The organism is Ancylobacter polymorphus (assembly GCF_022836935.1).
Classification (GTDB): Bacteria; Pseudomonadota; Alphaproteobacteria; order Rhizobiales; family Xanthobacteraceae; genus Ancylobacter; species Ancylobacter polymorphus_A.
Genome location: NZ_CP083239.1, coordinates 3613198 through 3635096 on the forward strand (window position 1 = coordinate 3613198; position 21899 = coordinate 3635096).

Below are 21899 nucleotides of genomic sequence, written 5' to 3' on the forward strand. Positions count from 1 at the left end.
CCGTCGCCCCCCGCCGCCTCTATCCAGCCGACTTCGATATGACATCGAACCCGACTGCCAGCTTCACCCTTCCGCGCCGCCACCTTCTCGGCATCGAGGGCCTGTCTCCCCAGGAGATCGTCGGCCTGCTCGATCTTGCCGAAGAGTTCGTGCTTCTCAACCGCCAGGTGGAGAAGAAACGGGCGACCCTGCGCGGGCGCACCCAGATCAATCTGTTCTTCGAGGCCTCGACCCGCACGCAGGCCTCGTTCGAGATCGCCGGCAAGCGCCTCGGCGCCGATGTGATGAACATGTCGGTCTCCACCTCGTCGGTGAAGAAGGGCGAGACGCTCATCGACACCGCCGCGACGCTCAACGCCATGCACCCGGACGTGCTGATCGTCCGCCACAGCGCCTCCGGCGCGGTGGAGCTGCTCGCCCGCAAGGTCGACTGCGCCGTGGTCAATGCCGGCGACGGCGCGCATGAGCACCCGACCCAGGCGCTGCTCGACGCGCTCACCATCCGCCGCAACAAGGGCCGCATCGAAGGGCTGACCGTCGCCATCTGCGGCGACATCACCCATTCGCGCGTCGCCCGCTCCAACATGCTGCTGCTGCAGGCGCTCGGCGCGCAGGTGCGGGTCATCGCCCCGCCGACCCTGCTGCCCAAGGACATCGAGCGCTTCGGCGTCACCGTCTATCGCGACATGCGCGAGGGGCTGGCGGATGTGGATATCGTGATGATGCTGCGGCTGCAGCGCGAACGCATGAACGGCTCCTATGTGCCTTCGGTCAAAGAGTATTTCCACTTCTGGGGGCTGGACGAGGCCAAGCTGCGCTATGCCAAGCCGGACGCTTTGGTGATGCATCCCGGCCCGATGAATCGCGGCGTCGAGATCGATTCGGCGGTGGCCGATGGCGCCCAGTCCCTCATCCGCGAGCAGGTCGAGATGGGCGTCGCCGTCCGCATGGCCGTGCTGGACGCGCTGTCGCGGAACCTTCCCAATGCATGAGCCCCGCCCCATCCTGCTCGCCAAGGCGCGCCTGATCGACCCCTCGCGCGACCTCGACACGCGCGGCGACATCCTCATCGCCGATGGCGTCATCAAGGACATCGCCCCGAACCTTGCCGACGGCCTGCCGCCGGAGACGGAAATCGTCGACTGCCGCCGGCTGGTCGCCGTGCCGGGCCTCGTCGACATGCGCGCCTTCATCGGCGAGCCCGGCGCCGAGCACCGCGAGACGCTCGCCTCCGCCAGCCAGGCGGCGGCGGCGGGCGGCGTCACCACCATCATCTGCCAGCCCGACACCGATCCGGTCATCGACGATCCCGCCATCGTCGACTTCATCCTGCGCCGGGCGCGCGACACCGCCATCGTCCATGTCCACCCCATGGCCGCCCTCACCAAGGGGCTGGAAGGGCGGGAGATGACGGAGATCGGCCTGCTCGGCGCCGCCGGCGCGGTCGCTTTCACCGACGGCACCCGCTCCATCGGCTCGGCGCAAGTGCTGCGCCGCGCGCTCACCTATGGCCGCGATTTCGGCGCGCTGATCGTCCACCACACCCAGGATGCGAGCCTCGCCGGCGAAGGCGTTATGAATGAAGGCGAACTCGCCTCGCGCCTCGGCCTCGCCGGCCTGTCGAAAGCGGCGGAGACCATCGTGTTCGAGCGCGATGTGCGCCTCGCCGCCATCACCGGCGGGCGCTACCACGCCGCCTCGCTCACCTGCGCGGAGTCGCTGGAAGTGCTGCGCCGGGCCAAGGATGCCGGCATCGACGTCACCGCCTCGGCCTCGATCAACCACCTCACGCTGAATGAGCGCGACGTGGTCGGCTACCGCACCTTCTTCAAGCTCACCCCGCCGCTGCGCGCCGAGGATGACCGCCTCGCGCTGGTGCAGGGTGTCGCCGAAGGGCTTATCGACATCATCGTCTCCGACCACAATCCGCAGGATGTGGAAGTGAAGCGGCTGCCCTTCTCCGAGGCCGCCTTCGGCGCCGTGGGGTTGGAGACCATGCTCGCCGCCGGCCTGCGCCTCGTCACCTCGGGCGGGCTCGATCTGATGACGCTGATCCGCGCCATGTCGACCAAGCCGGCGGAACGGCTCGGCCTGCCCGCCGGCACGCTGCGCCCCGGCGCGCGGGCGGATATCGCCCTGCTCGCGCTGGACGACGCCTGGATTCTCGATCCGCTCACGCTCAAATCGCGCTGCCGCAACACGCCCTTCGACGAGGCGCGTTTCGAGGGCCGGGTGGTGCGTACGCTGGTCGCCGGCCGCATGGTCTATGAATATGTGTGACGGGCGCCCCCGCGCGCCCGCGCCCCTCTGTGCAACCGCCCGGAAGTCTGTAAGGTCGCAGGCATGAACCCGTCCCTGCCCGCTCTGTCGAGCCTCGCCGCATTGCTGCTGGGTTACGCCCTCGGCTCGATCCCGTTTGGCCTCCTGCTCACCCGGATGGCCGGCACGCAGGATATTCGCAGCATCGGCTCCGGCAATATCGGCGCCACCAATGTGCTGCGCACCGGCCGCAAGGGGCTGGCGGCGGCAACGCTGCTGGGCGATGCGCTGAAGGGCACCGTGGCCGTGCTGCTGGCGCTGGCATGGCTCGGCCCGGAGGCCGCGCTGGCGGCGGCGCTGGGCGCCTTTCTCGGCCATCTCTTCCCGGTCTGGCTGGGGTTCAAGGGCGGCAAGGGCGTCGCCACCTTTCTCGGCGTGACGCTGGCGCTGGCCTGGCCGGCGGCGCTGGTCTTCGCCGCCGCCTGGCTCGCCGTGGCGTTTGTCACCCGCTATTCCTCGCTCGCCGCGCTGGTGGCGAGCGTCGCCACCGCGCTGTCGGCGTTCTTCCTCGCCTCGACCCCTGTCGGCGTGCTGCTGAGCCTTCTCGCCGCCCTGCTGTGGTTCATGCACCGGGCCAATATAAGCCGCCTCCTCGACGGCACCGAAGGGCGCATCGGCAAAAAGGGGTAGCGCGTGAGCGGGCGCGGCGTTCATCTCGATCCCGAACAGCGCCGCGACTGGCTCCGCCTCATCCGGGCCGAGCATGTCGGCCCCCGCGCCTTCCGCAGCCTGATCAACCGTTTCGGCGGTGCCGCCGCCGCGCTCGACGCCCTGCCCGCTTTGGCGCGGCGCGGCGGCGGGCTGCTGGCCCCGCGCGTGCCGTCCATTGCCGAGGCCGAGGCGGAAATGGCGGCGCTGGCGCGGATCGGCGGGCGTTTCATCGCGCTGGGCGAGCCGGAATACCCGGCCCTGCTGCGCACCATCGAGGACGCGCCGCCGCTCCTCGCCCTGCGCGGCCGGGCGGAGGTGCTGGCGCAGCCCACCGTCGCCATTGTCGGGGCGCGCAACGCTTCCGGCGCCGGCCGGATGATCACGGCCCGCATGGCGCGCGGCCTCGGCCTCGCCGGCTGGGCCGTCGCCTCGGGGCTGGCACGAGGCATCGACGCCGCCGCCCATGAGGCGAGCCTTGCGACCGGCACCATCGCCGTCATCGCCGGCGGGCATGACCGCCCCTATCCGCGCGAGAACGAGCCGCTGATGGCGCGCATCGCCGAAGAGGGCGCGATCCTCACGGAAATGCCGATGGGCTGGGAGCCGCGCGCCCGGGACTTTCCCCGCCGCAACCGGCTGGTCTCCGGCCTCTCCCTCGGCGTCGTGGTGGTGGAGGCGGCGGAGCGCTCCGGCTCGCTGATTACCGCCCGCCTCGCCGCCGAGCAGGGGCGCGAGGTGCTCGCCGTGCCGGGTTCGCCGCTCGACCCGCGCGCCGGTGGCACCAATGCGCTGATCCGGCAGGGCGCCGCGCTGGTGACCGGGGCGGAGGACGTGCTGGAAGCGCTCGCCGCGCTGCGCGACCGGCCGCCCGTGCGGGATATGGAGGAAGATACGCCGGGCATGGACGCGGCCGAGCCGAGCGACGACATGAGGTCGCGGCTCATGGACCTGCTCGGCCCCTCGCCGCTGGCAGTGGACGATCTGGTGGCGCTGTCGGGCGCCCGGGTCAGCGAGGTGCAGATCCTGCTGCTGGAGCTGGAGCTGGCGGGCCGGCTGGAACGCCACCGCGACGGCAGCGTCTCGCTGGTCTGAACGCGGCCGAGGCTCGCGCCCACGCGGCTTAGGGCGCCTCGATGGAAGGTGCCCCGCGCCGTCCCGCCCGGCGCGTCTCGGTCTCGCGGTGGGCCGTGTCACGGGCCTCGGCATAGGCCATCTCAAGCAGATAAGACAGCATGTCCAGCTTGTTGCGGGCGGCGAGGGTCGCCAGTTCCCGTGAGAGGGCGGCGATGTACTCCGCCGCTTCCCTCACCGTCCTATGCGCAGGATCATTGTCGGTCACGTCAGGCGCCCGTGGCTGATAGCGGCACGGAACAGCGTACCACAGCGCCGCGACTTGTCACGCCAATTGCGTGCATTCATGAATATTACACAACCTTACCGAGCAGAGCGCGAAAGCGCTGCCACGGCGGCGACGGGTGCGCTGGAACAGCTGCGAAACCCTGCCCCGCGCATCCGTCTGCGGCACGGCGCGTGCTTGGCATTTGACACACCGGGGCCTCTACCCCATTTTCCCGGCCTCTCGGGGCTGGACCCTTCAAAGGACGTGGCGCGCACATGCAGGTCGTCATCGTCGAATCGCCTGCCAAGGCGAAGACGATCAACAAATATCTCGGCTCGGGCTACGAGGTTTTCGCCTCGTATGGGCACGTACGCGACCTTCCGGCCAAGGATGGGTCGGTCAATCCCGACGACGATTTCCGCATGCTGTGGGATGTCGATCCCAAGGCGCAGAAGCGATTGTCCGATATCGCCCGTGCGGTGAAGGAGGCGGACGGCCTCATTCTCGCCACCGACCCGGATCGCGAAGGCGAGGCGATTTCCTGGCACGTGCTGGAAGTGCTGAAGGAAAAGCGCGCGCTGAAGGCGCAGCCGGTCTCGCGCGTCGTCTTCAACGCCATCACCAAGCAGGCGGTGCTGGAGGCGATGCAGCATCCGCGCGTCATCGACGCCGCACTGGTGGATGCCTATCTCGCCCGCCGCGCGCTCGATTATCTCGTCGGCTTCACCCTCTCGCCCGTGCTGTGGCGCAAGCTGCCCGGCGCCCGCTCGGCCGGGCGCGTGCAGTCGGTGGCGCTGCGCCTCGTCTGCGACCGCGAGCGCGAGATCGAAACCTTCGTCAAGCGCGAATACTGGTCCATCGCCGCCCAGCTGGCGACGCCCCGGCAGGAGACCTTCGAGGCCCGGCTCGTCGGCGCCGACGGCAAGAAGATCACCCGGCTGGATGTCGGCACCGAGGCGGAGGCGGCCGATTTCCGCGCCGCGCTGGAAAAGGCGGATTTCAAGGTGCGCTCGGTCGAGGCCAAGCCCGCCCGCCGCAACCCCTCCCCGCCTTTCACCACCTCCACGCTGCAGCAGGAGGCGAGCCGCAAGCTCGGCTTCGCCCCGGCCATCACGATGCGCATCGCGCAGCGGCTCTATGAGGGCGTCGATGTCGGCGGCGAGACCGTCGGCCTCATCACCTATATGCGGACCGACGGCGTCGACATGGCGCCGGAAGCGGTCGCCGGTGCCCGCTCCGTCATCGCCCGCGACTATGGCGAGCGCTACGTGCCCTCCGCCCCACGCAAATACACCGCCAAGGCGAAGAACGCGCAGGAAGCGCATGAGGCGATCCGCCCGACCGATCTGTCGCGCCGGCCGAAGGACGTGATCCGCCAGCTCGAGCCCGATCAGGCCAAGCTCTATGAGCTGATCTGGCTGCGCACCATCGCCAGCCAGATGGAATCGGCCGAGCTGGAACGCACCACGGTCGATATCGACGCGAAGGCGGGCGGCCGGGCGCTGGAACTGCGCGCCACCGGCACGGTCATCAAGTTCGACGGCTTCCTCACCCTCTACCGCGAGGGCAGCGACGACGACGAGGACGACGAGGAGAGCCGCCGCCTGCCCTCCATGGCGGCGGGCGAGGCGCTCGCCAGCAAGGGCATCAAGGCGGACCAGCACTTCACCGAGCCGCCGCCGCGCTATTCCGAGGCGTCGCTGGTCAAGCGCATGGAAGAGCTCGGCATCGGCCGGCCCTCCACCTATGCCTCCGTGCTCGCCGTGCTGCGCGACCGCGAATATGTGAAGCTCGACAAGCGCCGTCTGGTGCCCGAGGACAAGGGCCGTCTCGTCACCGCCTTCCTCGAGAGCTTCTTCGACCGCTATGTCGAATACGACTTCACCGCCGACCTCGAAGAGAAGCTCGACCGCATCTCCAATGGCGAGCTGCAGTGGAAGGACGTGCTGCGCGATTTCTGGCGCGACTTCATGGCCGCCGTCGGCGAGACCAAGGAGCTGCGCGTCTCCGATGTCATTTCCGCGCTCGACGGCATGCTCACCGCGCACATCTTCCCGCCCAAGGAAGACGGTTCGGACCCGCGCATCTGCCCGACCTGCGGCACCGGCCGGCTGTCGCTGAAGGTCGGCAAGTTCGGCGCCTTCATCGGCTGCTCGAACTATCCCGAGTGCAAATACACCCGCCCGCTGGCGGCACAGGGCGCGGACGAGGCCAATGGCGGTGACGCCAACGGCACCCGCGTGCTCGGCACCGATCCGGTGACGGGGCTGGAAGTGACCATCCGCGCCGGGCGCTTCGGCACCTATCTCCAGCTCGGCGAGGGCAAGGACGGCGAGAAGCCCAAGCGTTCCAGCCTGCCCAAGGGCCTCGCGCCCGCCGATGTCGATCTCGACACCGCGCTGGCGCTGCTCTCCCTGCCGCGCGAAATCGGCCTGCATCCCGAGACCGGCGAGCCGATCCTCGCCGGCATCGGCCGGTTCGGGCCCTATGTCCAGACCGGCAAGACCTACGCCAATATCGAGCCGGGCGACGACATTCTCGCCATCGGCCTCAACCGGGCGGTGGCGCTGATCGCCGACAAGCAGAGCAAGGGCCCCGGCCGGCGCGGCGCGGTCGGCGGGCGCGAGCTCGGCGAACATCCCACGCTTGGCGGGGCGATCACCGTGCGGCCCGGCCGCTTCGGCGCCTATGTCAACCATGGCAAGGTGAACGCCACCCTGCCCAAGGACATGGACCCGGAAGCGGTAACGCTGGAACAGGCGGTGGAACTCATCACCGCCAAGGCCGGCTCCGCTCCGGCGAAGCCCGCGCGCCGCGCGGCGGCGAAACCCGCCGCCGAGAAGGCACAGGCGAAGAAGGCGGCCACCGCCAAAGATCCGGTGGCCAAGAAGCCGGCAGCGAAAAAGGCGCCCGCCAAGAAGGCGGCGGCGAAGAAGACGGCAGCCGGCTGAGCGCCGGCGCCTAGATCATTTCACTGTTTGACGGAGACAGTGAAATGATCTAAGTCTTTGTTTTGTCGCGTTTTCTTCACGCGAACCGGTATCCACTTCGCTCGAAAACGCGCTATTCCGGCAGCGGCGCGGGGGGATGGCCGGAGCGCAGCGGGCGCTCCTCCATCGCCAGCATGGCGAGCAGCGACACGCCCAGCGCGCCGGCCGCCGCCACGAACACCCAGCGGAAGGCGCCGGCGAGCGGCGCCACCTGCGCCCGCCCTTCGAGCAGCCGCTCCAGCAGCGCGCTGCTCTCGATGCCCGACAGGCCGATGACGATGGCGCCGAAGCCGGCGGTGAGCACCGCCGCGCCGAGAGAGCGGAACAGGTTCACCACCCCGGTCGCGGTGCCCATCTGCGGCAGCGGCACGGCGTTCTGCACCGCCACCGTGGTCACCGGCAGCACGGTGCCGAGCCCCATGCCGGCAATGCCCATGGCCACCCCGACCACCGCGATCGGCAGGCCGAGCGGCCACAGCGCCAGCGCGCCGAGCGCGGCGATGCTGGCGAGCAGGCCGAGGATCGGCAGGCGCTTGTAATGGGCGATATGGCCCATCACCCGCCCGGCGCCGGTCGCCCCCACCACCACGCCCGCCATGAGCGGTATCAGCGCCAGCCCGGATTCCGAGGCGGTGAGCCCCATCACCCCTTCGAGATAGAGCGGCATCTGGATCGACAGGCCCACCAGCGTGCCCATGGCGAAGGCGGCGGCGGGCACGCCCGTGCGCACCACCTTGTTGGACAGCACGGCAATCGGCACCAGCGGCTCGGTCGCGGTGGCGACCCTCAGGGCGAAACCGACCCATAGCAGCACCGCCAGCGCTAGCAGGCCCAATATGGGAAATGAGAACCAGCGGAATTCGGTGCCGCCCCAGCTCAGCGCCATCAGCAGCGCCACCGTGCCGGCGCACATGAGGAAGGCGCCGAGAATATCGAGCCGGTGCGGGTGATGATGCGCCGGCAGGCGCCGCAGCGAGCGGTCGCTCATCAGCGCCGCGATGAGGCCGAGCGGCACGTTGATCCAGAAGATCAGCGACCAGTGCAGATGCTCGGCGAAGAAGCCGCCGAGGATCGGCCCGGCAATGCTGGACGTGATGAAGACGATGGCGAAATAGCCCTGGTAGCGCCCGCGTTCGCGGGGCGCGATGAGCAGGCCGATGATGGTCTGCGCCAGCGCGATCAGCCCGCCGCCGCCCAGCCCCTGCACGGCGCGCGCCACGATCAGCCACGGCATGTTCTGGGCCGTCGCGCACAGCACCGAGCCGATGAGGAAGGTGCCGATGGACGCCAGCAGCACCGGGCGCGGCCCGTGAATATCGGCGAACTTGCCCACCAGCGGCGTGATCGCCGTGCCGGTGAGCAGATAGGCCGTCACCACCCAGGTCAGGTTTTCCAGATCGCCGAAGCTGCCGCCAATGGTCGGCAGGGCGGTGGCGATGATGGTCTGGTCGAGCGCGCTGAGGAACATCGCCACCATCACGCCGGTGACGATGACGCGAATCTCGCTATGGGACAGCGACGCGTCGGTCGCCTCCGGCGTGCGGGCATCCATGAGTACGAATCCAGCTCGGCGCCAACGCGCCGCGAAAGCGCGGCAAATTCCGCCTGTTGGCGGTCAATTGCAAGCGAACGGCCGGCGCTGCCGCAACGTCAGACGGTTGGCGCGGTCGACGCGGGGCGCCGGAGGCGATAGCGTCAGCACAGCCCTCCAAATGCGGTGAATCGTGCGTAAACCTATCAAGCCGAAGGGCCGCAAGCCGGCCCGCCCTGCCCTTCCCGCCGGTCTGACCAAGGGTCTGCCCGGTCGCGAGGAATTGATCGCCTTCATCGCCTCGCAGGGCGGTGATGTCGGCAAGCGGGAGATTTCGCGCGCCTTCGGGCTCGACGGCAGCGACCGCATCGCGCTGAAGGAGCTGCTGCGCGAGCTGGCGGATGAGGGCCTGATCGGCCGCAAGCGACGCAAGCTGCATCTGCCCGGCGCGCTGCCCGCCGTGGTGCTGTCGGAAGTGGTGGAACGCGACGAGGATGGCGAACTCATCGCCACGCCGGTGGACTGGGACGAGGAGGAGAGCGGGGAAGCGCCGCGCATTCTCGTGCGTCTCGCCCGGCGCGGCCGCCTCGCCGGCCCGGCACCGACGGTCGGCGACCGGGTGCTGCTGAAGACCGAGGAAATCCCGGAAGCCGACGGGCGCATCCGCCATAACGGCACCGTGCTCAAGGTGATCGAGAAGGCCCGCGCGCTCACACTCGGCATTTTCCGCCGCGACATACAGACCGGCGGCGGACGGCTCACCCCCATCGACAAGCGCAATATGGGGCGCGAACTCGCCATCCCGCCGGATTTCACCGGCGAGGCGCAGGAGGGCGACCTGGTCTCGGTGGAGATCATCCGCCATCACGCCTACGGCCTGCCCACCGCCAAGGTGAAGGAGCGCCTGGGTTCGGTGGCGACGGAGAAGGCGATCAGCCTCATCGCCATCCACGCCCATGGCATTCCCAGCGTCTTCCGCCGCGAGGCGCTGGCGGAAGCGGAAGAGGCCCAGCCCGCCTCCCTGCGCGGGCGCGAGGACTGGCGCGATCTGCCGCTGGTCACCATCGACCCGCCCGACGCCAAGGACCATGACGACGCGGTCCACGCGACGCCGGACCTCGACCCCGACAACGAGGGCGGCTTCATCCTCACCGTCGCCATCGCCGATGTCGCCGCCTATGTCCGCCCGAACTCGGCGCTGGACCGCGAGGCGCTGGCGCGCGGCAATTCGGTGTATTTCCCCGATCGGGTGGTGCCGATGCTGCCCGAGCGCATCTCCAACGATCTGTGCTCGCTCCGCCCGCTGGAAGACCGGCCGGCACTCGCCGTGCGCATGGTGGTGGGCGCCAATGGCCGCAAGAAACGCCACAGCTTCCACCGCGTCATGATGCGCTCCGCCGCCAAGCTCGCCTACGCGCAGGCGCAGGCGGCGATCGACGGGCGGGTGGATGATGTCACCGACCCCTTGCTGGAGGGCGTCCTGCGCCCGCTCTGGGCCGCCTATGGCGCGGTGAAGAAGGCGCGGGACGCCCGCGCCCCGCTCGACCTCGATCTACCCGAGCGCAAGATCCTGCTGAAGCCCGACGGCACGGTCGACAAGGTGGTGGTGCCGGAGCGGCTGGACGCGCATCGGCTGATCGAGGAATTCATGATCCTCGCCAATGTCGCCGCCGCCGAGACGCTGGAAGAGAAGCGCATTCCGCTCATCTACCGCGTGCATGACCAGCCCTCGCTGGAGAAGATGTCGGCGCTGCGCGAATTCCTGCAGACGCTCGACATCAAGCTGCCGAAGACCGAGAGCGTGCGCCCCGCCCAGTTCAACGACATTCTCGCCCGGGTCGAGGGCACGGAAATGGCGCCGCTGGTCAATCAGGTGATCCTGCGCAGCCAGGCGCAGGCGGAATACGCCAATGAGAATTACGGCCATTTCGGCCTGCATCTGCGCCGCTACGCGCATTTCACCTCGCCCATCCGCCGCTATGCCGATCTGATCGTGCACCGGGCGCTGGTGCGGGGGCTGGGTTTCGGCGCCGACGGGTTGCCGGAGACGACGACGCCCGAGCAACTGGCGGAGATCGCCGCCCGCATTTCCGCCAGCGAGCGCCGGGCCATGGCGGCCGAGCGCGAGACCATCGACCGGCTGATCGCCCACCACATGGCGATGCAGATCGGCGCCACCTTCCGCGCCCGCATTTCCGGCGTCACCAAGGCCGGGCTTTTCGTCGCCCTGGACGACACCGGGGCCGACGGCTTCATTCCCGCCGTGACGCTGGGGCAGGATTATTACCGCTATGACGAGGCGCGCCACGCGCTGGTCGGCGAGCGCAGCGGCGAGATGCACCGGCTCGGCGACCGCGTCGAAGTGAAGCTTGTCGAAGCCGCGCCCGTGGCTGGCGCGCTGCGCTTCGAACTACTATCTGAGGGGAATTACGTAGCGCCCGACCGGCGCCGCCCCGGCGGCCGCGGGCGTCAGGTCCGCAGCACGGAGCGTCCGCACGGACCCAAGCGCTTCGGCAAGCGGAGATAGCGCCAAGTGGCGCATCAGAGATAGCGCCGAAAGGCGCAGCAGAGACAGCGCCGGAGGCGCAGCGCGATGCAGACACAGAAGTCCCAGCCCGACCGCCCGATCGGCCCCGCGATCATGAACGGTTTCCGCATGCGCTGCCCCGCCTGCGGCAAGGGCGCGATGTTCGGCTCCTATCTCAAGGTGAACGAGCACTGCCCGGAATGCGGCGAGGAGCTGTGGCATCATCGCGCCGACGACGCGCCGCCCTATATGGTCATCACCATTGTCGGGCACATCGTCGTGCCGCTGCTGCTGGCGGTGGAAATGGCGCTGCACCCGGCGGTGTGGATTCACCTCGTGCTATGGCTGCCGCTGACCCTCATCCTCTCGCTGGTGCTGCTGCCCCCCGTGAAGGGAGCGCTGATTGGATTCCAGTGGGCGGTGCGCATGCACGGATTCGATCCCAACGATTCCGAGCGCGAGGCGCTGCCCCCGAGCCACCGGACGGACGCGCTGCCGGCGGCCAAAGGCTCCTGACCGGTCTTATCGGTCTCGTCGGTCTCACTCTCCATCTCATCGTCCTCATCGGTCAGTCGCTTCGGCCGGCCTCACCGCACCGCATCGCCCTCATGAGCCTGACCGACGTTTCCCCCCATTTTCCCCGCGAAAGGCTCGACGCGACCCACCCGGTGATCCGCCCGGTGGACGCGGCAGCGCTGATTCTGGTGGACCGCTCGAAGAAGACGCCGCGCCTTCTGCTGGGCCGCCGCAACCCGGCGCTGCGCTTCATGCCGGGCAAATTCGTCTTTCCCGGCGGGCGCGTAGACGCGGTGGACCGGCGCGTACCGGTCTATGGCATGCTGGATTCCGAGAGCGAACGCAGACTGTTAGCCCGCGTCAGCCGCCCCAGCGCCGGCCGGGCGCGCGCGCTGGCGCTGGCCGCCATTCGCGAGACGGCGGAGGAGGTGGGCCTGCTCATCGGCACGCAGGAGGCCGGCGATCCGGGCCCCCTGCCCGGCGCCTGGGCGCCCTTCGGCGCGGCGGGACTGTTTCCCAATCTGGAGGCGCTGAGCTTCGTCGCCCGCGCCGTCACCCCGCCCCGCCTCGCCCGCCGCTTCGACACGCGCTTCTTCATGGCGGAGCTGTCGCAGGTCGCCCATCGCCTCGACGGCGTGGTCGGGCCGGAGGCGGAATTCGTTGAAGCTCAATGGTTTACGCTCGACGAGGCATTACGGGCGGACGTGCCTGACATCACGCGGGCGATCCTCGGCGAGGTCGCCCCGCGCCTGTCCGGCGGCCATCGGCCGTGGCAGCCGGTGCCGTTCTTCTTCTCGCGCGGCTCCAAGGTCTATCGCGAAGCGCTGGCCTGAGCGGGCGCGCGGGTCAGAAACGCGCCGCATGAGGTCATTCCCAAAAGTCATTCGACTTTTGTCATCCATGGGCTAGAGCGGGCGATCCGGGAGGCGCCTCCCGGCCTCAGGTGACCCCATGCATGCCCCCGCCGCCTCCCGCCCCGTCAATATCGCCTCCATCGCCGCCGCGATTGCCGCCATCTCCGCCGTCGGCCTCGGCCTCGCTCTGTCGATCCCGCTGCTCGCCTTCGAGCTGCACGACCGCGGTGTTCCCTCCACCTGGATCGGCCTGAACACGGCGGTCGGTGGGCTCGCGACCATAGCATTGGCGCCGTTTCTGCCGAATCTGGTGCGCCGTCTCGGCGCCGGCCCGCTGCTGCTGGCGGCCATCCTCAGCGCCGCGATCAGCCTCATGGCCTTCAAGGTCACACCGTCCTTCGTGCTGTGGTTTCCGCTGCGCTTCATCTATGGCGCGGCGCTGTGCGTGCTGTTCGTGGTCAGCGAGTTCTGGATCAACGCCGCCGCGCCGAGTGATCGGCGCGGGCTGGTCATCGGCATTTACGGCACGGTGCTGTCGATCGGCTTCGCCGGCGGCCCGGCCATCCTCAGCCTCGTCGGCACGCAGGGATGGGCGCCCTATCTGTGCGGCGCCGCTTTCTTCGGCCTCGCGGGCATTCCGGTGCTGATCGGTGCCTCCGGCGCCCCCGCCATCGAGAAGGAAAGCACCTCCGGCGGCGTATGGACACTGATGCGCATCGCCCCCGCCGCCACCCTCGCCGCCTTCATCTTCGGCGCCGTGGAAACCGGCATCATCAATTTCCTGCCGCTCTACGGCCTTCGCCGCGGGCTCGATGCCGGCGATGCCGCCCTGCTGCTCACCATCGCCGAACTCGGCAATGTCGCGCTGCAGCTGCCGCTCGGCCTGCTCAGCGACAAGGTGGACCGGCGGCGCCTGCTGCTGGGCTGCGGCATTGTCAGCCTCGGTGGGGCCCTGCTTATTCCGTATCTCGCCATAGACAGCTGGACACTGTGGACCGTGGCCTTTCTGACCACGGGAATCGTCGCCGGCCTTTACACGGTCGGCCTGGCCTTACTCGGCGCCCGCTTTGACGGCGCCGCGCTCGCCACTGCCAATGCGGCCTTTGTGATGCTGTACTCCATCGGCCTCACCGTTGGCCCCACCGCGGTGGGCGGCGGCATGCAACTGATTGATCCGCACGGCTTTGCCTGGGTGATCGCCGCCTTCCTGGTGCTCTATGTGCTGGTGGTGGCAGGACAGATTTGGCGCGATCGCTGACCACGCTTCCTTGACATTCACGCGCCGATCACGGATACGGACGCGCAACGAGCGGCGGTTTTGCCGCGCGAACCCAATTTCTTCGGCGTGGCGGCCCCACGTTCGAGAGCCACGCTCCAGGAGACCCGGTCATGGCCAAGGCAACGACCATCAAGATCAAGCTCGTGTCGAGCGCCGACACCGGCTTCTTTTACGTGACCAAGAAGAACTCGCGCACCATGACCGACAAGCTGGTCGTGAAGAAGTACGACCCGGTGGCGCGCAAGCATGTCGAGTTCCGCGAAGGCAAGATCAAGTGATCTGAGCCCATCGGCTTCTGACGCAAAAAGGCGCCGTTTGGCGCCTTTTTCTTTGCCGGAACATAGGGTTAGGCAAACTCGCTCACGTCAGGCGGCTCTGCGCGACGCGGCGGCGAGGGGCGACTCGTTCAATTCAAGAGCAGGTACCGGCGGAAAAGCGGGAATCGGCGAGCGGTGAACGGAGAGGCCATCCGTAGACACCGCCCGCCGACCAGACCCCACGGACCCAGGAGATGCGGCGGACCCGAGCACTCCGCAGGGCAAACGGATACCGAGGAAAAGCTAACCCAAACGCAGCCAAATGCAACGGGGTTTCGCCGCAGATTCGCCCCGGAGCGCCAAGCTCCGCGCGCCTGTGATACCGTTCAGGACACCGGAACGAACTGGCGCACGGTTTCAAGGAATTTGGCGACGGAAATCGGCTTGGAAAGATAGGCCTCGCAGCCGCCTTCGCGAATGCGTTCCTCATCGCCCTTCATGGCGAAGGCGGTGACGGCGATAACCGGAATGGCCTTGAGTTCTGGATCCGCCTTCAGCGCGCGAGTGACATCGAGGCCTGAAACCTCAGGGAGCTGAATGTCCATCAGGATGAGGTCCGGCCGATGGCGGCGCGCGAGATCGAGGGCCTCCACGCCATTTCGCGTACCGACCGTGATATAGCCATGAGCTTCGAGCAGATCGTTGAAGAGCTTCATATTGAGCTCATTGTCCTCAACGATCAGAACGGTCTTGGGCATCGGTCGACTGTCCCCGTAACGACGGCACGCCAGGCAAGCCGGAATCACTCACCCTTCCGCCGGTCGATGCGCTAGCTTTACCCACCCATTCCTTACGGAACCGGAAATGAAACGCCGCAACTCCCGCCCCCCTTCCCAGATCAACGCAGCCCGGCAGGTGGCGCTTGGCGCCCTCGCCTTTCTTGCCGGCGATCCCGAGCGCATCGGACCGTTTCTGGCGGAGAGCGGACTGTCGCCGGCTGATCTGCGTGGCGTCGCTGGCTCGGCTGCCTTCCATGTCGCCCTGCTCGACTACCTCATCAACCGGCAGGATTTGCTCATCGTTTATGCCGGCGAGGCGGAAATCGACCCCGGTCATGTGGTGGCGGCGCGCGAGATCCTCTTCCACGCCGATATAAGCGAGGACTGAGGAACCACACGGAGTTCGGGCGATGGCGCGTCTGCCGGCCTTCTGCCGTGACTGCCTTACCGACGCGGGCGAGGAGAGGCGCTGCACGCATTGTGGCAGCCCGCGCCTCCTGCGCCATGCCGAACTCGACACGCTGCACGTCGCCCATATCGACTGCGACGCCTTCTACGCCTCGGTGGAGAAGCGCGACGATCCGGCGCTGCGCGACGTTCCCGTCATCATCGGCGGCGGCAAGCGGGGCGTCGTCTCGACCGCCTGCTATCTCGCCCGGGTGAAAGGCGTGCGCTCGGCCATGCCGATGTTCAAGGCGCTCGCCCTGTGCCCGGAAGCCACGGTCATCAAGCCCAACATGGCGAAATATGTCGCGGTAGGGCGGCAGATTCGCGAGCGGTTCCTGCGGCTCACCCCCCTGGTCGAGCCGCTCTCGATTGACGAGGCCTTTCTCGACCTCGCCGGCACCGAACTTCTGCATGGGGAGAGCCCGGCACGGGCGCTCGCCCGGCTGGCCCGTTCGGTCGAGACGGAAATCGGTGTCACCATCTCCGTCGGCCTCGCGCCGAACAAGTTCCTCGCAAAGATGGCCTCGGAACTCGACAAGCCGCGCGGCTTCGCGGTGATCGGGGCACAGGAGGCCGTGGCTTTCCTCGCGGAGCGGAGTGTCGGCGCAATCTGGGGGGTGGGCAAGGCAACGCAGGAGCGGCTTGCCCGCGAAGGCTACCGCACCATTGCCGACCTGCAGGCGGCCGACGATACCACCCTCGTCCGTCGCTTCGGCAATGAGGGGCTGCGCCTATGGCGGCTGGCGCGCGGCATCGATACGCGCTCCGTCAACCCCGAGCGCGAGACCAAAAGCGTGTCGACGGAAACCACATTCGACAGCGACATTGCCGACTATCGCACGCTGGAGCAGGAACTCTACCGTCTCACCCGCAAGCTCTCGGACCGGCTGAAGGCCGCGGACCTCGCCGGCCGCACGGTCACTCTGAAGCTGAAGACCGCCGATTTCCGGCTGATAACCCGCGCCCGCTCGCTGGAGGACCCAACCCGCCTCGCCCACCGCATCTTTGACCATGCTCGTGAGCTGCTGGCCCGCGAAACCGATGGGCGACGCTTCAGACTTATCGGCGTGGGCGTCTCGGAACTCGCTGACCCGGCCTTGGCCGACCCCGCCGACCTCATCGACACCTCGGCGACAAAGCGGGGCCTTGCAGAACTGGCGACGGACTCGCTGCGCGCCCGCTTCGGCAAAGCGATCATCGACCGCGGCATCGCCCTCGACGCGCCGAAGCGGCGCGAGCCTGAGCAGCCCCACCGCAACCGGCCGGATGACGAAGGGGCGGCCGATACACCTACTTCGCGCAATCTTCCTTCGGGAGCGACTCGTAGGAAATGAGGGTGCCGTTCAGCGCGAACTCGCCATAGTCGAGCTTCAGCTTGCGGCTCACGCCATTGTCGAACATGTCGAAGCTGATGACATAATCGGGCGTCTCGTTGCTGCCGCCTCGCTCATAATAGCTGATCGTCACCGGGAAGCGCGCCCGCCCGGCGAGATCGCCTGCCGTCGCGGCTTCTTCCAGGCCCTTGGCGTCGCGCGTCTCGCGACCGATCACGGCCAGCGTGTCATAGACCTTCTTGGCATCGGGCGAGCCGTCGAAAACAGGCGCTTCGACGATCGCCTCCCCGCTCTGCGCACTGCCGATAAGGCGGAGAACATGCTGGGTCGGCAGCAGCACGTTCTCGCCGAGCGTCACCGTCTGCGCCTCCGGCTTGGTAGCCGTCACCGTCAATGCGCCGTCCTTGCGCTCGGCGACGCCGTCCGCCTCTTCGGTGGTCTCGCCATTGATGCGGTTGGAGACGCGGAAGCGATAGGACTTGCCGTCGCCCTCTTCCCACGTTGCCGTCGAAACCGCGCTGTTGACCCGGCCCCCTTCTGTCGCCAACTGGGTATCCTGCCGCAGCTGGACCGAATAGCCGGCGCAGGCGCTGCCGCGCATCTCATAAACGATGCGCCCCTCGGCCCCATTAATGCGGGTGCCGGACTTGGTCGCGTCGAGCGAGACCGCATAGGTGGCCCGGTGCGGCGACAGCTGGATCGCCATTGCCGGCAGAGCGGACGCTCCCAGTAACAGCGCGGCGAAGGCAGAGCGGCGAAAACAGGCAGACGGCATAGGTAATGGGCTCCTCACGGACATCAGTCGCAGCTTGCGAATGGCGAACCGATCCGCCAAACATGCCCCATCGAAGATGGCAATTGCAGGTCGGTTGCCGCTCATTGGCCGTCGCATGCCGAGACGGGCAGCGCACCCACGATAGCAGGAGAACTCCATGACCGGAACGGTTGAGGCCAAGCTCGCGGCCCTGGGCATTACCATCCCCGCGGCCAGCGCCCCGGCGGCGAACTATGTGCCCTTCGTCACCAGCGGCAACCAGCTCTGGATTTCCGGCCAAATCTCGATGGCCAATGGCAGCTTCATGACCGGCAAGCTTGCCGGCGAGGGTGACATCGAGGCCGGCCGCGCCGCCGCCCGCCAATGCGCCATCAACCTCATCGCCCAGATCAAGGCGGCGCTCGGCGATCTCGACCGGGTGAAGCGGGTGGTAAAGCTGGTCGGCTTCGTCAACTCCTCACCCGACTTCACCGATCAGCCGAAAGTGGTGAATGGCTGCTCCGATCTGTTTGTGGAAGTGTTTGGCGATGCTGGCCGGCATGCGCGCTCGGCCGTGGGCGTGGCGCAACTACCCTTCAATGTCAGTGTCGAAGTCGAGGCCGTGATCGAATTCGCCTGAGGCACGCCATGGCTCCGAACATTTCCGCCGCCGATGCGCCGGCCTGGCTCACCGCCCGGCCGATCGCCCACCGCGCGCTGCATGATGCAGTGCGCGGTGTGATTGAGAACACGCCCTCGGCGGTCGATGCCGCGGTGGCGCGCGACTATGCGATCGAAGTGGACATCCAGCTCTCCGCCGATGGCGAAGCCATGGTGTTCCATGACGACACGCTGGAGCGTCTGACCTTGGCGGAAGGGCCGGCCAACGCCCTCACCGCTGGGGAGTTGAAGGCGGTGGAGATGCGCGGCACGGCCGACCGGATGATGACGCTGACGGAGCTGCTCACCCGCGTCGGCGGCCGCGTGCCGCTCATCATCGAACTGAAAAGCCATTTCGACGGCAACACCGCCATCGCCGCCCGCGCCGTTGCAATCCTCGCCGGCTATGACGGTCCAGCGGCGCTCATGTCCTTCGATCCCGACCTCGTCGCCGCGGTGCGGGGGCTCGCGCTGGATATTCCGCGCGGCATCACTATGGAGCACCGCTACGACGACCCGGAATGGGAGATGCTCAGCCATGAGACCAAGCATGAATGGGGCAACCTGCTGCACCTGCCGCGCACGCAGCCCGACTTCATCGCCCATTATGTGAAGGAACTGCCGTCAGCCGCCGTCGACGCCGCCCGCCGGCAGCGCCCCATGCCGCTGCTGACCTGGACCGTGCGAACGGAGGAGGACCGGGCGACCGCCGCCCGCCATGCCGACCAGATGATTTTCGAGGGTTTCCTGCCCTGAGCCGGGAACACCGCTTCCCGATCGCGTGAGCGCTCTTGCTGTTCCCACCGGGTGCGGCGCAAAATGGCGTTCGTGTGCCCCCCTGCGCCGCCCTTTTCGCGAGCCCCAGCTGAATGTCCGACGAAACGTTCCGCCTGCGCGTCGAGAGCGAAATCCGCACGCTCCCCGCCGACGCCTGGGATGCCTGCGCGACCGTTTCAACCTCCTGCGTCGAATCAAAATCCGCGCTTAACCCTTTCGTCAGCCACGCTTTCCTCTCGGCGCTGGAGGAATCCGGCTCCGTCGGCGCGTCCGCCGGCTGGCTGCCGCAGCATCTCGTTCTGGAGGGGGAAGACGGCGAGGTGCTGGGTGTCTGTCCGGCCTATCTCAAGTCGCACTCGCAGGGTGAATATGTCTTCGACCATGGCTGGGCCGAGGCTTATGAGCGGGCGGGCGGGCGCTATTACCCCAAGCTGCAGGTGAGCGTGCCTTTCACCCCCGCCACCGGACCGCGCCTGCTCGCGGGCAGCGGCCCGCAGGCCGAGACGGTGCGGCAGGCACTTGCGGCCGGGCTGGTGGCGCTCGCGAAGCTGCGCAAGGTGTCCTCGGTGCATACCACCTTCCTCACCGAGCCGGACGCGGGAGCACTGCAAGCGGAAGGTTTCCTGCCGCGCATGGACCAGCAGTTCCACTGGCGCAATGAGGGCTATGCCGATTTCGAGGCGTTCCTGAACGCCCTCGCCTCGCGCAAGCGGAAGCAGATCCGTCGCGAGCGCCGGGAAGCGCTGGAGAACGGCATCACTGTTCACTGGCTCACCGGCTCGGACCTGACCGAGGATGTCTGGGATGCCTTCTTCGACTTCTACATGGAGACCGGCGCGCGCAAATGGGGGCGGCCCTACCTCAACCGCGCCTTCTATTCGCTGATTGGCGAACGAATGCCCGAGCGCATTCTGCTCGTCATGGCCAAGCGCGCCGGGCGCTGGATCGCCGGGGCCATCAACTTCATCGGCCCTGACACGCTCTATGGCCGGCATTGGGGCGCCATCGAGCATCACCCCTTCCTGCATTTCGAGGTCTGCTACCATCAGGCCATCGACTACGCGATCGCGCACGGGCTGCGGACGGTGGAAGCCGGCGCGCAGGGTGAGCACAAGCTGGCGCGCGGCTATATGCCGGTTATCACCCGCTCGGCTCACTACATCGCCGATGCGCAGTTCCGCGCCGCCGTCGCCCACTATCTCGACCGCGAACGCCGTTATGTGGCTGAGGCCGGCGCCGAACTCAGCGAACTCGGTCCCTTTCGTCAGCAGGTCGTCGCCGATGCGAACGGTGAGCCTTGACCGGCTCACGCGAGCTTGCGATCAGATCAGGCCGACAGGGAGGAACCCATGGCCTATGATCCCGGCAATATCTTCGCGATGATCCTGCGCGGTGAGATTCCCGCTCACAAGATTTATGAGGACGAGCGCGTGCTTGCCTTCCTCGACATCATGCCGCGGGCCGCCGGCCATGCGCTGGTTATTCCGAAGGCGCCGGCGCGCAATCTGCTGGATGTCGAACCGGGTGACCTGGCGGCCGTGATGGCCGTGGCGCAGCGCGTCGCGCAGGCGCAGATGCAGGTATTCAATGCCGAGGGCATCACCGTCACCCAGCACAATGAGAAGGCCGGCGGACAGGAAGTGTTCCACCTGCATGTCCATGTCATCCCGCGCCATGCCGGGATCGACCTGCGCCCGCCACTCACCTACAAGGAAACGCCGGAGCTGCTGGCGCAGCAGGCGGCGCAGCTGAAAGCCGCCCTTACGGGCTGATCCCCAGCCACCAGGCGCCAACCACAAGCACCGCCTCGGCAGTCAGCACACCGGCGAGCACGGAGCGTCGCAGGGCGAGGAAGCCGGCGATGCCGCTCGCCACGGCGCCGATACGCAGGCTGAGCGGCAGGGCGACCAGCGCGCCGCTCGGCACCAGCAGCAGCCGCGCCACCACCGCTGCCAGCAGCGCCGTCGCGACCGCATGGACCCATTGCATCCATAGACTGCCGGGGTCGATGCGCCGGCCGAAAAGCACGCCGAGCACCCGCCAGACTTCGTTCGGCAGGAAGCCGAAGAAGATCACCACCAGCATGGCGCCGAGTTCGGTCGAGTAAAGGTTCATGCGCGCCGTCTCGGCAGATGACGGGCGATGAAGAAGGCCAGCGTGCCGCCCCCCACACCGGCCCAGAACAGGTCCAGCCCGCCGGGCGAATTGGCGACGAGCGGCGAGATCGCCGCGCCAAGCCCAATGGCCAACCAGTCGACACTTTGCCTTGCGTTGCGCACCAGCAGGATGGCGAAGGAGATCGGCGTGAGCAGCAGCAGCGCCACCGCCAGCGGGCCCGGCAACGCGCCGGTGAGATAGAACCCGATCGCGGTGCCGGCCATACTCAGCAGAGTAAGGCCAAGCCCCAACCCCGCCGCATAGGGCGGACGCCCTTCCTCCGGCACCTTTGGCAGCAGCCGGAATCCCTCGACCCACACCGTCATGGCGACGAAATGGGCGCAGAGCAACTCCCAGCCAAGGCGCGGGCGTGGCCCCCGCATCAGCGGCATGAGCGAGACCACCATCGGCAGCAGCCGGACGCCGGAAAGGCAGACTGCCACGGCGAGCGCGGGTGGCGACGCCCCCGTGGCGAGGCCGCCGACCAGGATCACCTGCGCCGGCAGTGCCCAGATCAGCAGCGTCGACAATAGGCCCGCGCCGATGGGAAAGGCGAGGTCATGCAGCAGCCCGCCAAAACCGATGAAGGTTGCCACCAGCACCAGACCGGGCGTGGAGACGGCGCCGCGCATCCCGCGCAGAAACCAGCGCGCGGGAGGAGCAGCAGGGTCGGGAGGGGGCGGAACCTGGGGGGATTGCATGTCAACTCGCCCGGGCCTTTTGCGGCG

22 protein-coding genes are annotated in these 21899 nt (G+C 68.0%); 16 read left to right on the forward strand and 6 right to left on the reverse strand.

The window, feature by feature from the left end:
- Positions 1-38 precede the first annotated feature (38 nt).
- The 4 genes from K9D25_RS17310 (at position 39) to dprA (ending at position 4062) form a co-directional block, all read left to right on the forward strand.
- Positions 39-992 carry an aspartate carbamoyltransferase catalytic subunit gene (locus tag K9D25_RS17310; RefSeq protein ID WP_244376864.1) on the forward strand — a complete coding sequence of 318 codons (954 nt, stop codon included), beginning with the start codon at positions 39-41 and terminating at the stop codon, positions 990-992.
- Positions 985-2280, forward strand: a complete 1296-nt coding sequence (locus K9D25_RS17315; protein WP_244376865.1) for a dihydroorotase — start codon at positions 985-987, stop codon at positions 2278-2280. The genes K9D25_RS17310 and K9D25_RS17315 overlap by 8 nt, the downstream gene beginning before the upstream one ends.
- A gap of 63 nt (positions 2281-2343) precedes the next feature.
- Positions 2344-2949: a glycerol-3-phosphate 1-O-acyltransferase PlsY gene (gene plsY / locus K9D25_RS17320; RefSeq protein WP_244376866.1), complete on the forward strand. Its 606-nt coding sequence runs from the start codon at positions 2344-2346 to the stop codon at positions 2947-2949.
- 3 nt (positions 2950-2952) lie between these two features.
- Entirely contained in the window at positions 2953-4062 is a 1110-nt protein-coding gene (gene dprA, locus K9D25_RS17325) for a DNA-processing protein DprA (protein ID WP_244376867.1), read from the forward strand.
- Between the two features lie 28 nt (positions 4063-4090).
- Here the strand turns inward: dprA and K9D25_RS17330 are convergent, their stop codons facing one another.
- Complete coding sequence (locus K9D25_RS17330; protein ID WP_244376868.1) at positions 4091-4309, reverse strand: hypothetical protein; 219 nt, start codon at positions 4307-4309, stop codon at positions 4091-4093.
- A 275-nt stretch (positions 4310-4584) separates the two neighbouring features.
- Here K9D25_RS17330 and topA point away from each other — a divergent pair, with 275 nt between their 5' ends.
- Positions 4585-7260: a type I DNA topoisomerase gene (gene topA, locus K9D25_RS17335; RefSeq protein ID WP_244376869.1), complete on the forward strand. Its 2676-nt coding sequence runs from the start codon at positions 4585-4587 to the stop codon at positions 7258-7260.
- Positions 7261-7372: 112 nt separating this feature from the next.
- Here the strand turns inward: topA and K9D25_RS17340 are convergent, their stop codons facing one another.
- A complete protein-coding gene (locus K9D25_RS17340; protein WP_244376870.1) occupies positions 7373-8851 on the reverse strand; it encodes an MDR family MFS transporter in 1479 nt (492 codons plus the stop codon).
- 265 nt (positions 8852-9116) lie between these two features.
- On the opposite strand from K9D25_RS17340, the gene rnr reads away from it, so the two are divergent.
- From rnr to rpmG, 5 genes are all read left to right on the forward strand, one after another.
- A complete protein-coding gene (gene rnr, locus K9D25_RS17345) occupies positions 9117-11357 on the forward strand; it encodes a ribonuclease R (RefSeq protein WP_244450902.1) in 2241 nt (746 codons plus the stop codon).
- A 66-nt stretch (positions 11358-11423) separates the two neighbouring features.
- On the forward strand, positions 11424-11873 hold the full coding sequence (locus K9D25_RS17350) for a DUF983 domain-containing protein (RefSeq protein ID WP_244376871.1): 450 nt from the start codon (positions 11424-11426) through the stop codon (positions 11871-11873).
- A 92-nt stretch (positions 11874-11965) separates the two neighbouring features.
- Entirely contained in the window at positions 11966-12706 is a 741-nt protein-coding gene (locus K9D25_RS17355; RefSeq protein ID WP_244376872.1) for an NUDIX hydrolase, read from the forward strand.
- Between the two features lie 118 nt (positions 12707-12824).
- A complete protein-coding gene (locus K9D25_RS17360; protein WP_244376873.1) occupies positions 12825-13985 on the forward strand; it encodes an MFS transporter in 1161 nt (386 codons plus the stop codon).
- A gap of 131 nt (positions 13986-14116) precedes the next feature.
- Positions 14117-14284, forward strand: coding sequence for a 50S ribosomal protein L33 (rpmG, locus tag K9D25_RS17365; protein WP_018390658.1), 168 nt, complete (start codon positions 14117-14119; stop codon positions 14282-14284).
- A gap of 365 nt (positions 14285-14649) precedes the next feature.
- Here rpmG and K9D25_RS17370 read toward each other — a convergent pair whose 3' ends face one another.
- A complete protein-coding gene (locus K9D25_RS17370) occupies positions 14650-15021 on the reverse strand; it encodes a response regulator (protein WP_244376874.1) in 372 nt (123 codons plus the stop codon).
- A gap of 106 nt (positions 15022-15127) precedes the next feature.
- On the opposite strand from K9D25_RS17370, the gene K9D25_RS17375 reads away from it, so the two are divergent.
- Positions 15128-15430, forward strand: coding sequence for a DUF3572 domain-containing protein (locus K9D25_RS17375; protein ID WP_244376875.1), 303 nt, complete (start codon positions 15128-15130; stop codon positions 15428-15430).
- A 22-nt stretch (positions 15431-15452) separates the two neighbouring features.
- Complete coding sequence (locus K9D25_RS17380) at positions 15453-16823, forward strand: DNA polymerase IV (protein WP_244376876.1); 1371 nt, start codon at positions 15453-15455, stop codon at positions 16821-16823.
- On the opposite strand, the gene K9D25_RS17385 is transcribed toward K9D25_RS17380, so the two are convergent.
- Positions 16780-17598, reverse strand: a complete 819-nt coding sequence (locus K9D25_RS17385) for a cell envelope integrity EipB family protein (RefSeq protein WP_244376877.1) — start codon at positions 17596-17598, stop codon at positions 16780-16782. The genes K9D25_RS17380 and K9D25_RS17385 overlap by 44 nt on opposite strands.
- A 157-nt stretch (positions 17599-17755) precedes the next feature.
- Here K9D25_RS17385 and K9D25_RS17390 point away from each other — a divergent pair, with 157 nt between their 5' ends.
- The 4 genes from K9D25_RS17390 (at position 17756) to K9D25_RS17405 (ending at position 20786) form a co-directional block, all read left to right on the forward strand.
- Positions 17756-18217 carry a RidA family protein gene (locus K9D25_RS17390; RefSeq protein ID WP_244376878.1) on the forward strand — a complete coding sequence of 154 codons (462 nt, stop codon included), beginning with the start codon at positions 17756-17758 and terminating at the stop codon, positions 18215-18217.
- An 8-nt stretch (positions 18218-18225) separates the two neighbouring features.
- Entirely contained in the window at positions 18226-18993 is a 768-nt protein-coding gene (locus K9D25_RS17395; RefSeq protein ID WP_244376879.1) for a glycerophosphodiester phosphodiesterase family protein, read from the forward strand.
- Positions 18994-19106: 113 nt separating this feature from the next.
- The gene (locus K9D25_RS17400) at positions 19107-20315 is read left to right on the forward strand and encodes a GNAT family N-acetyltransferase (RefSeq protein ID WP_244376880.1); all 1209 of its coding nucleotides are present in this window, start codon (positions 19107-19109) and stop codon (positions 20313-20315) included.
- A 48-nt stretch (positions 20316-20363) separates the two neighbouring features.
- Entirely contained in the window at positions 20364-20786 is a 423-nt protein-coding gene (locus tag K9D25_RS17405; protein WP_244376881.1) for an HIT family protein, read from the forward strand.
- Here K9D25_RS17405 and K9D25_RS17410 read toward each other — a convergent pair.
- Together K9D25_RS17410 and K9D25_RS17415 are read right to left on the reverse strand one after the other, a co-directional pair.
- Positions 20776-21129, reverse strand: coding sequence for an AzlD domain-containing protein (locus K9D25_RS17410; RefSeq protein WP_244376882.1), 354 nt, complete (start codon positions 21127-21129; stop codon positions 20776-20778). The two genes, K9D25_RS17405 and K9D25_RS17410, sit on opposite strands and share 11 nt — an antisense overlap.
- The gene (locus tag K9D25_RS17415; RefSeq protein ID WP_244376883.1) at positions 21126-21872 is read right to left on the reverse strand and encodes an AzlC family ABC transporter permease; all 747 of its coding nucleotides are present in this window, start codon (positions 21870-21872) and stop codon (positions 21126-21128) included. Before K9D25_RS17415 ends, K9D25_RS17410 begins: the two co-directional genes overlap by 4 nt.
- Positions 21873-21899: the final 27 nt, after the last annotated feature.

Bases quoted from the DNA above. Each gene is read 5' to 3' on its own strand.
- K9D25_RS17310 (WP_244376864.1), top strand. From the start codon at position 39: ATGACATCGAACCCGACTGCCAGCTTCACCCTTCCGCGCCGCCACCTT.
- K9D25_RS17315 (WP_244376865.1), top strand. From the start codon at position 985: ATGCATGAGCCCCGCCCCATCCTGCTCGCCAAGGCGCGCCTGATCGAC.
- plsY (WP_244376866.1), top strand. From the start codon at position 2,344: ATGAACCCGTCCCTGCCCGCTCTGTCGAGCCTCGCCGCATTGCTGCTG.
- topA (WP_244376869.1), top strand. From the start codon at position 4,585: ATGCAGGTCGTCATCGTCGAATCGCCTGCCAAGGCGAAGACGATCAAC.
- K9D25_RS17340 (WP_244376870.1), bottom strand. From the start codon at position 8,851: ATGGATGCCCGCACGCCGGAGGCGACCGACGCGTCGCTGTCCCATAGC.
- K9D25_RS17350 (WP_244376871.1), top strand. From the start codon at position 11,424: ATGCAGACACAGAAGTCCCAGCCCGACCGCCCGATCGGCCCCGCGATC.
- K9D25_RS17355 (WP_244376872.1), top strand. From the start codon at position 11,966: ATGAGCCTGACCGACGTTTCCCCCCATTTTCCCCGCGAAAGGCTCGAC.
- K9D25_RS17360 (WP_244376873.1), top strand. From the start codon at position 12,825: ATGCATGCCCCCGCCGCCTCCCGCCCCGTCAATATCGCCTCCATCGCC.
- rpmG (WP_018390658.1), top strand. From the start codon at position 14,117: ATGGCCAAGGCAACGACCATCAAGATCAAGCTCGTGTCGAGCGCCGAC.
- K9D25_RS17370 (WP_244376874.1), bottom strand. From the start codon at position 15,021: ATGCCCAAGACCGTTCTGATCGTTGAGGACAATGAGCTCAATATGAAG.
- K9D25_RS17375 (WP_244376875.1), top strand. From the start codon at position 15,128: ATGAAACGCCGCAACTCCCGCCCCCCTTCCCAGATCAACGCAGCCCGG.
- K9D25_RS17380 (WP_244376876.1), top strand. From the start codon at position 15,453: ATGGCGCGTCTGCCGGCCTTCTGCCGTGACTGCCTTACCGACGCGGGC.
- K9D25_RS17385 (WP_244376877.1), bottom strand. From the start codon at position 17,598: ATGCCGTCTGCCTGTTTTCGCCGCTCTGCCTTCGCCGCGCTGTTACTG.
- K9D25_RS17390 (WP_244376878.1), top strand. From the start codon at position 17,756: ATGACCGGAACGGTTGAGGCCAAGCTCGCGGCCCTGGGCATTACCATC.
- K9D25_RS17395 (WP_244376879.1), top strand. From the start codon at position 18,226: ATGGCTCCGAACATTTCCGCCGCCGATGCGCCGGCCTGGCTCACCGCC.
- K9D25_RS17400 (WP_244376880.1), top strand. From the start codon at position 19,107: ATGTCCGACGAAACGTTCCGCCTGCGCGTCGAGAGCGAAATCCGCACG.
- K9D25_RS17405 (WP_244376881.1), top strand. From the start codon at position 20,364: ATGGCCTATGATCCCGGCAATATCTTCGCGATGATCCTGCGCGGTGAG.
- K9D25_RS17410 (WP_244376882.1), bottom strand. From the start codon at position 21,129: ATGAACCTTTACTCGACCGAACTCGGCGCCATGCTGGTGGTGATCTTC.
- K9D25_RS17415 (WP_244376883.1), bottom strand. From the start codon at position 21,872: ATGCAATCCCCCCAGGTTCCGCCCCCTCCCGACCCTGCTGCTCCTCCC.